This is a genomic window from Mesorhizobium sp. M7A.F.Ca.CA.002.05.1.1 (genome assembly GCF_003998335.1).
Classification (GTDB): Bacteria; Pseudomonadota; Alphaproteobacteria; order Rhizobiales; family Rhizobiaceae; genus Mesorhizobium.
Genome location: NZ_RZQI01000358.1, coordinates 1 through 5687, shown reverse-complemented (window position 1 = coordinate 5687; position 5687 = coordinate 1). Strand labels below are relative to the sequence as shown.

Here is a 5687-nt window from a genome sequence, read left to right as displayed (position 1 = left end):
CATCTCCTGCGATACCATCCCGGCCGGCGAACCCGGCAGCGGCATGAAGCGTCGGGACTGAATGTCATTTTCGCTTTTCGCCTGCCAGCCGGGCGGCACCGAAACCACAAAGCGCCAGTTGCCCGGCTTGCGGATCACGGCCTTTCTGCTTTTCACCGACATGGGAAAATTGGCAAAGCCGGCATTGTTGGTGCGCGCGGATGCGGCGAGCTTGCCGGCTTCGTCATACAGCCGCACCATGATCCCGGCCATCGGCCGGTCTCCGGCGCCGTATTTGCCGTCGCGATCGACATCGAAATAGACGAAGGATGAGTAATTGAGCATACCCCCGCCGGCGTTCCATTCGGTACGGACGGCATAGTCGGCAGCCGGATTGGTCTGCCGCCGTCCCTTGCGGCGGCTGCGCTTCCGCCACAGCAGCCAGGACATGACAGCAGCCGCAAGCACCACAATGGCAGCGGCCAGTATCTCGACAGCGCCCAAGTCAGGCATGGAGCCTCGATTCACAAATCTCGTGGGGGGTTGCGTTCACGGGCGATCCGGCTGCGTTGGAGTACTTTGCCGACAGGGTTATTGCATGTCGGCCAAAAGCGAACCCGGATTGGGACAGCAACTTGCATCAAGACAAAGGACTTTAAGCGCGTTGCAGGGACCCGTTCAAGCGCGACGCAATGAAAGCAGTCGCCTACTTCAATTCCACCCACACCGGCGCATGGTCGCTGGCGCCGTCCTCGCCGCGCACGTCGCGGTCGATGCCGGCGGCGGTCAGGCGGCGTGCCAGTTTCTTCGACAGCAGGATGTGATCGAGCCGGAGGCCGGCATCGCGCGGCCAGCGGTTGCGGCGATAGTCCCAGAATGTGTAAAGCGTTTCCTTCGGATGCTTCTTGCGCAGGGCATCAAGCCAACCCTGGTCGAGCAGGCGCTGGAACGACGCCCGGCTTTCCGGCTGCACCAGCGCGTTGTCGTCATAGGAGCGGGTGGCGTAGATATCGCGCGGCTCGGGCACGATGTTGTAGTCGCCGGCCAGCACCACCGGCAGGCCGGTGTCGAGCAACTGTTCGGCATGCACCTCCAGCCGCGCGTGCCAGGCGAGCTTGTAGGCGAATTTCGGACCGGGCTGAGGATTGCCGTTCGGCGCATAGAGACAAGCGACGATGATGCCGTTCACCGCCGCCTCGATATAACGGCTCTGCCTGTCGGCATCATCGCCGGGCAAGGCATCGCGGGTCAGCACTGGCTCGGCGCCCCGTGCCAGGATGGCAACACCGTTCCACGTCGGCTCGCCCTTCCACACCGCGCCATAGCCGGCCGCCGCCAATGCCGAGCGTGGAAACTGCATGTCGCGCGCCTTCAGCTCCTGCAGGCAGGCGACATCGGGCTTTGCCACAGCCAGCCATCCCAGCAGGTTTTCAAGCCGGCTGTTGATGTTGTTGATGTTGAAGGAGGCGATCTTCATCGCTTCAGGAAGCGATCCGACCCGACCACGCCTTGACCGTCTCGGCCAGCATCTTCAGATGGTCGGCCGCCGAAAATCCCGAGATGCTCTTGCGAGGCTTGAGATCGTGGTCGCCGTCCTCCAGCCAGATGACCTCGATGCGATCGGAAAGGTCATAAGTCGCAACCTCGTCCCTGGTGCCGAACTCGTCGCGGGTACCTTGGAAGATCAGCGTCGGCGTCTTCAGATCGGCAAGGTGTTTGGTGCGCAATTGCTCGGGCTTGGCCGGCGGATGGAAGGGATAGCCGAGGCAGACCAGCCCTGAAATCTCGCCCTTGGCAAACATCTCGTCGGCGACCATGGAGGCGACGCGCCCGCCCATCGACTTGCCGCCGATGATCAGCGGTCCCGTCACGCCCTTTGCCCTGAGGTCGGCTGTCGCCTTGATATATTCCGGATTTACCGTCTCGGCCCGCGGCGGCGGTTTGCGGTGGCCGTAGCGGCGGGCAGCCATGTAGTGGAATTCAAAGCGCGCGACCTGTAAGCCGGCCGCGGCCAGCGCCTTGGCGGTGGCGGTCATCGAAGGCGAATCCATCGACGCGCCCGCACCATGGGCAAGCAGGATGGTGGTGGGCGCGGTGTCGGGACCGTCGAAGAGGAAGTGGGTCATGCTGTGATGTCCGGCGCGACGGCGACGCTGCTGATCTCCCCCCTCGTGGGGGAGATGCCTGGCAGGGCAGAGGGGGGCGTGAAGGAATGCCAGCCTTCGGTCATGCTTGCGTGCGGGAACACGCGCCAAAATTGGCCGATCTGTTGGCGGGACAGCGCCCCCCTCTGTCCTGCCGGACATCTCCCCCGCAAGGGGGGAGATTGGCTGTCATGGCGGCCTTTGCCAATCATGCTCACCCCGCCGTCCGCGCCAGCTGCAGATCCACGAACTGCACGCCCTTGGCTGCAACCCGCGCCCATTCCGAATCCGCGTCGAGTTCGAGATAGCGCACCCACAGCTGCCGCGCCTCTAGCAGATTGCCCGCGTCGAACTCCAACCTCGCAAGGTTGAACACCGGATCGGCATAGGTCTTGTCGAGCGCGATCGCCTTCTGCAGGTGCCTTCGCGCCGAGGCTTCGCGACCTTGCTCGCTCATCAGTCCGGCCAGGTTGAACCACGCCTCGACGAAGGCCGGGTCGAGTTTTATCGCATTGATATAGTCATGCGCGGCGTCCACCGCGTGGCCGCCGGCGCGCAGGCAGTTGGCGCGGTTGAAGGCGGCAATCGCATCGCTCGGATCGATGGCGAGACAGCGCTGGTAGAGCGCGGCGGCCCCATCATGGTCGCCCTGCTCCTCCGCCGCTTCCGCCTCGGCGAACAGCTCCTCCAGCGTGTCGTCACCCTCTGCCCCGGCTGTTCCGAGATCGAACAGCAACTGCCCATCGAGTTCGCTCTGGCCGCCTTCGAGATAGATCGCGTCGGCGCGCCCATGCTGCGAGCCGACATTGAGCGACTTGGCGGTCAGCGACGCCACCGGGCCGGAGCGGTGGACGGAGCGCGCGATCGCCGCCCATGTCGCGCCGCCGGCGATGAGCCCGGCATATTTGCGCGCCAGGATCAGGTCGCGGAAGGAATAAGGTTCTGTGTCATGCTCGAACGCATCGAACAGCGACAAAAAATCGAGGTCGGAGCCTGATAGCCGCGACTGATCGATCAGCGATTGCCGCGACAGCGAAGACGCCTCCGGTGTCTTCATCAGTCCGAGAAGGCGCAGGAATCCGTTCTCGCTGATCAGCGTTCGACCGGCCGCGCGCTCGGCGGCGACACTGCGCTCGATCCCGGCATCGCCGTTTTTGACGAGGCCTGCCCTGGCGAGAAGTGTCCGGCCGAAGACGACATGCGTGGTGCGCCTGGTGATACCGCGCCGCAGCTGGCCGTGCTGGCGTTCCACTTCCCGCGCAGCCAGCCTGAGCGGAAAAGCCGCCAGCGCGCCTATCGTGCCGAAAACAGCGCCGGTCGGTGCCGTCATTTCTTGCTCTTGCCGACCGCCTTCAGCAGATTGGCCTTCAACGGATTTTCAGCAGCACCACCCGCTGCCGCCTTCTTCGCGGCGGGCTTGGCAACCTCGTCGGCCTTGCTTTTCGATTTGGCCGGCGGCTTCGATTGCGACAGGCTGGCCTTCAGCGCATCCATCAGGTTGATGACATTGCCGCGCTCGGGTGCCGCCGCGATGATCGGCTTGTGGCCTTTCAGCTTCTCGCGGATCATCGTCATGAGTGCCGCCTCGTAGCGGTCCTCATAATTCTTCGGATCGAAGGTGGTTTCCTTCTGCTTGATCAGCGCCTCGGCGAGCTGCAGCATTTCGGGGTCGGGCTTGCCAGCCGGGATGTTGCCGAAATATTCAGCCGTGCCGCGTACTTCGTTCGGGTTCCTCAATGTACACACGAACATACCGTTCTCGCGCGCGCCGATCGTCACCACGCGCTCGCGGCTGGACAGCACCAGGCGGGCGATCGCCAGCTTGCCGGATTTGCGCATCGCTTCGCGCAGCACGGCAAAGGTCTCTTCCGCCATCGCACCGTCGGGCGCCATGTAGTAGGGCGCGTCCTGATAGATGACATCGACCTCGTCCTCGTCGACGAAGGCCTCGATGTTCATCGTGTGATTGGATTCGATGCGCACCGCATCGAGATCGGCATCATCGATGATGATGTACTGCTTGTCCTCGTATTCGTAGCCCTTGACCAGATCAGCACGCTCGACGAGCCCCAATTCGGGGTCGACCGGTTTCATGTTGATGCGGTTATGGGTCTTCTTGTGCAACTGGTTGAAGCTGATGCGCTCGCTGGCGCTGGTGGCGGGATATAGCCGCACCGGACAGCTCACGAGGCTGAGTTTGAGGTAACCTTTCCAACTTGCCCTGGGCGCCATGAAACACTCCTACGCGGCCATGCACTGACATTTGCTGCAGCGCTTTTCGTCCGAAGGACGATTGGCGCCGAGGAAATCCTACACCGACCCCACACGATACAGGCAAATCCCTGACGAAATCTTCCGGTACGTCTTTGAGGTCGTGGCGGAGAGAATAATTCAAATTGTCGGAAGCGTCGATGGACTTGGAATTGAGACGCTGGCGGGACTGCGCCCTCATCTCGCGACTACTTCCTCGTTCCCTCGAACACCGGCAAATCCCGCGCGAACTCGTCGATCTCCGCCCACGGATCGCCCGACGTCGCCAGCAGCCCCGGCAGGGAGGAATAGTTCAGATACTGCGGCGCATCGATGGATTCCAGATCGCTCCAGCTCACCGGCGTCGAGGCCGGCAGATTGGTGCGGGCGCGCAAGGAATAAGGGGCTGCGGAGGTGTGGCCGCGCGCATTGCGATGATAATCGATGAAGATGCGCTTCTTGCGGTTGTCCTTGCCCATGGTGGTGGTGAAGGTGTCCGGCGCCGTTGTCGCCAGATGCGTGGCGATGGCGCTGGTCGCCTGGTGCAGTTTCTTCCAGTTCTGCTTGCCCGTCACCGGCACGGTGATGTGGATGCCGCTGCCGCCGGAGGTCTTGGCGAACGGCACCAGCCCCAGGCGCTCCAATTCGCCCTTGATGTGCACGGCGGCCTCGACCACCTCGCGCCATGAAATCCCCTCGCCCGGATCGAGGTCGAGGACGATCTGGTCGGGTCTGTCGAGGCTGGTGCGGTGGGTGCCCCAGGTATGGAACTCGACGACGCCGAACTGCGCCAGCGCCAGATATCCTTTCGCGCCTTCGATCGAGAGATAGGATTTGGTCTCGCCCTCCGAATTTGTCGCCTCGAATGTCACCACCGAGGGCGGCATACCGGTGAAGGCGTGGCGCTGGAAGAAGCAATCCTTCGGCAGGCCGGTCGGGCAGCGCACCAGCGACACCGGCCGGCCGAGGATGTGCGGCAGCATGAAATCGCCGACCAGCGCATAATAGACGGCGATGTCGAGCTTGGTCGGGCCGGTCTTGCCGAACAGCCGGCGCGTCGGGTTGGTCACCCAGATGGTGGCAAGGTCGGCCTCGGCGATCAGCCGCTTGCGTTTGGACGAGACCGGCGTCGACAGGCCGACATCTCTCAAACCGCGGAAGACGCCGTGGCGCAGTGCGTTGTCCGATGTGCGGTTGGCGTAATGGATGCGCGCCGACAGCAGCGGGCGCACCCAGTTCATCTCGCGCATGATTTCGCGCGGGACGCCCTCGGGCGCGGTGGCGCCTTCCCGCAGCGGCTCCAGCCTGGCGAGC

6 protein-coding genes are annotated in these 5687 nt (G+C 63.5%); all 6 read right to left on the bottom strand.

The annotated features are described in order from the left end of the window. A partial coding sequence (locus EN939_RS18560; RefSeq protein WP_272483101.1) for an SdrD B-like domain-containing protein occupies positions 1-492 on the bottom strand: 492 nt, incomplete at its 3' end. A 193-nt stretch (positions 493-685) separates the two neighbouring features. Then, entirely contained in the window at positions 686-1456 is a 771-nt protein-coding gene (locus EN939_RS18555) for an exodeoxyribonuclease III (protein WP_127269168.1), read from the bottom strand. A 4-nt stretch (positions 1457-1460) separates the two neighbouring features. Further along, positions 1461-2105: an alpha/beta hydrolase family protein gene (locus EN939_RS18550; RefSeq protein ID WP_127269167.1), complete on the bottom strand. Its 645-nt coding sequence runs from the start codon at positions 2103-2105 to the stop codon at positions 1461-1463. Positions 2106-2337: 232 nt separating this feature from the next. Further along, complete coding sequence (locus EN939_RS18545; protein ID WP_127269166.1) at positions 2338-3453, bottom strand: tetratricopeptide repeat protein; 1116 nt, start codon at positions 3451-3453, stop codon at positions 2338-2340. Further along, positions 3450-4355, bottom strand: a complete 906-nt coding sequence (ku, locus tag EN939_RS18540; protein ID WP_024501732.1) for a non-homologous end joining protein Ku — start codon at positions 4353-4355, stop codon at positions 3450-3452. Before ku ends, EN939_RS18545 begins: the two co-directional genes overlap by 4 nt. A 227-nt stretch (positions 4356-4582) precedes the next feature. Continuing rightward, positions 4583-5687: DNA ligase D (gene ligD, locus EN939_RS18535; protein WP_127269165.1), on the bottom strand; the 1105-nt coding region annotated here is incomplete at its 5' end.